The organism is Roseateles sp. P5_B10, from assembly GCF_056400485.1.
The window spans coordinates 1-2,745 of sequence record NZ_JBFULE010000703.1; the positions used below are offsets into that span (position 1 = coordinate 1).

At 65.1% G+C, this 2,745-nt stretch carries 3 protein-coding genes; all 3 read left to right on the forward strand.

The genetic code is table 11. The annotated features are described in order from the left end of the window. On the forward strand, window positions 1-1,273 hold a 1,273-nt coding region (locus tag AC1DU6_RS26225), incomplete at its 5' end, for a polysaccharide biosynthesis protein (RefSeq protein ID WP_477860703.1). Continuing rightward, window positions 1,266-2,123 (forward strand): hypothetical protein, encoded by an 858-nt coding sequence (locus AC1DU6_RS26230; RefSeq protein ID WP_477860705.1) that lies wholly within the window; start codon window positions 1,266-1,268, stop codon window positions 2,121-2,123. The genes AC1DU6_RS26225 and AC1DU6_RS26230, both read left to right, overlap by 8 nt. Continuing rightward, window positions 2,120-2,745: hypothetical protein (locus AC1DU6_RS26235; protein WP_477860706.1), on the forward strand; the 626-nt coding region annotated here is incomplete at its 3' end. The genes AC1DU6_RS26230 and AC1DU6_RS26235, both read left to right, overlap by 4 nt.

Here is a 2,745-nt window from a genome sequence, read left to right on the forward strand (position 1 = left end):
GCCGGTACTGGGTGAGTTGACACAGGTGCGGCGGTTTGCCGAACTGCACGGTGTCACCTACCTGATCGTGGCCATGCCTGCGGCTTCGCTCAAGCAACGCCGTCGAGCGCTGGACCTCGCCGGTGCCACCGGATTCCCTGTATTGACCGTGCCCACCAGCACAGAGCTGCTGGCTGGTCGGCGCGTCAATGAGGTGCGCGACATTGAACCCGAGGATTTGCTCGGCCGCGAACCGGTGGAATTGGACGAAGGCGGCATCAGCGAAGCGCTGGGAGGCAAGGTCGTGCTGGTCACCGGCGCGGGAGGCAGCATCGGCAGCGAACTCTGCCGCCAGGTAGCGCGTTACCACCCTCGCCAGCTCGTGCTCTACGAGCAAAGCGAATTCGCTCTATATCAGATCGAACAGGAACTCAGCGAACAGTTCCCGCACCTGGCGCTGGTGCGGCTGATTGGCGACGTGAAGGATCTGGACCGATTGCGCGTCACGTTCGCCGCGCACCATCCCCAGGTGGTGTTCCACGCGGCGGCCTACAAGCACGTTCCGTTGATGGAGGTGGGCAACGCCGCGGCCTGCCTGCGCAACAATGTGCTGGGCACGTACCACGCCTGTGTCGCGGCCGGCGAATATGGCGCCGAACGATTTGTTCTGATCAGCACTGACAAGGCGGTCAACCCGACCAACGTGATGGGCGCGACCAAGCGCGCAGCCGAGCTGGTCATCAGCCACATGGCATCGCAGGGCTACGCGACTCGCTTCATGGCAGTGCGTTTCGGCAACGTGCTCGGCTCCAGCGGCAGCGTGATCCCGAAGTTCAAGGAACAGATCGCTCGGGGAGGGCCGGTGACAGTGACGCACCCTGATATCACGCGCTATTTCATGACCATCCCCGAGGCGGCACGCTTGGTGGTGCAGGCCGCTGCGCTGAGCGCAAGCGGCCAGGTCTTCGTGCTCGACATGGGCGAACCGGTGCGCATTGCCGATCTGGCGCGGGACATGATCCGCCTGTCGGGTCACTCCGAGACCGACATGCCCGTCACCTATGTCGGCTTGCGCCCAGGGGAGAAGCTGTATGAGGAGCTGCTATCGGCCAACGAGGCCACCATGACGACGCCGATAAAGCGCCTGTTGATCGCGCGGCTCGACGACGGCCCGCGGCATGCGGGAGTGCGTGACTGGCTGGCGGCATGGGAAAGCGAGCCCAAGGTTGCATCAGATGCGGACGTGCGGCGGGCCTTGAAGAATCTTCTGGGCGGGGAGTACGACCATGGTTAGCCGGCGTGCCGTGCTCGGCATCAGTGTCGCGTTGCTGCTGGGCTTGTTCTGGATTTTCCGTGCACCGGCGGTCGCGCGGCTGCATGACGTCGACCAGCGATGGCTCCACGAGTTCGTTACCGATGCACTGTCGCGCTGGCGCGCTGACGAGGATTGGGCTCGCGCCGAGCCGATCGCACGGTCACCTGACTATCGTTGGCTGCACGTTGGCGCCGAACCCCTTCGCATCGCCCATGCTCTGGGTGAAGCCGGTACGCCGGGTGCCAATACGCTGACTGCCCTGCAGCGCTCGCTGGCGCTGGGCTTTCGGCATCTGGAAGTCGATCTCTGGCTGGAGGGCGACCGCGTTCGCTGCCATCACGGTCCGCCGGGTCCACCGGCCTACCAGCCGGGCGACTGTGACTTGGTGTCACTGCTGGGCGCCCTGCCGGCCGATGCGTGGCTGGTGCTCGACATCAAGACGGATTTCGTGCGTACTGGGGAACGCGCACTCGACATCGCCGACAGCCTCAAGCGCACCCGCCAGTTCATCTTCCAGCTCTATGAGCCCGAGCATTCGGCGCAGTTCAACCGTTGGCAGACGCGCTACGCCGACCTGCCAGGGCCGCTGGTCACGGCCTATCGTGCCCACCGCGCCGTCGACCATGTCGCGCTGCATACCGGGCGCATAGGAGTGAGCGTGCTGACGCTACCGCTGGAGCGAACGCGTGCTTACGACCTGCGCGTGCCCGGTCTGGCCTTGCTGGCACACCCTGTGCACGACTGTGCTGCTGTCGAACAGGCGTTGCGCGCCCAGGTTCAGGGCTTCTATCAATTGAGCGGGCTGCAGTGCGCGCATTCGCGCGAATGACGCGCCTTCTTTTTGGAGATCGACGCAGCGCGTGGTCGCAAGCGTTGCGCTCGCCACGCGCCTTCCTGTGGGTCATGGGCATGCTGGTCCTGCCCCAAATGCCGTTCTGGCTCGCTGGCACCGGTTTTGCGTTGCAGCGGCCGGTCTTCAATCTTGACCTGGTCCTGGCGGCTGCGCTGCTGTGCTGGCGCTGGCAAGTAGGGTTGCCGGTCCTGGTGGTTGCGCTCGGACTGGATCTGCTGCGATCCGCATCACTGGCCTATCACTTCGCCACCCCGGCGGAACTCCTGGCGAGTTTTCAATTTGCCGGCCTGGTGGAGGTGCGGCAGATTCTTTCCTGGCCCCTCATCGCGGGCCTGGCTGGACTCGCGGTGTCAATCAGCCTGCTGGCGTGGCTGGCGGCCCGGGGGCGTCAAGCGCCCTGGCTGCTGCTGGCCGCCGCGCCCTTGCTTTATGGCGCAGACGCCCTGAACGGCAGTTCTCAGCTCTTCGGATTCGGTGCGGATCGGGCACGCTCAAGCATCAACCTGGCCGGGAGCGCCGGCTGGAACGTCTATGCCAGTTGGCGGGTTACTCATGCGCTCGCGGCTCGACCGATGGAGCCCTTGCCCAATCCCAAGGC

Bases quoted from the DNA above. Each gene is read 5' to 3' on its own strand.
- AC1DU6_RS26230 (WP_477860705.1), top strand. From the start codon at position 1,266: ATGGTTAGCCGGCGTGCCGTGCTCGGCATCAGTGTCGCGTTGCTGCTG.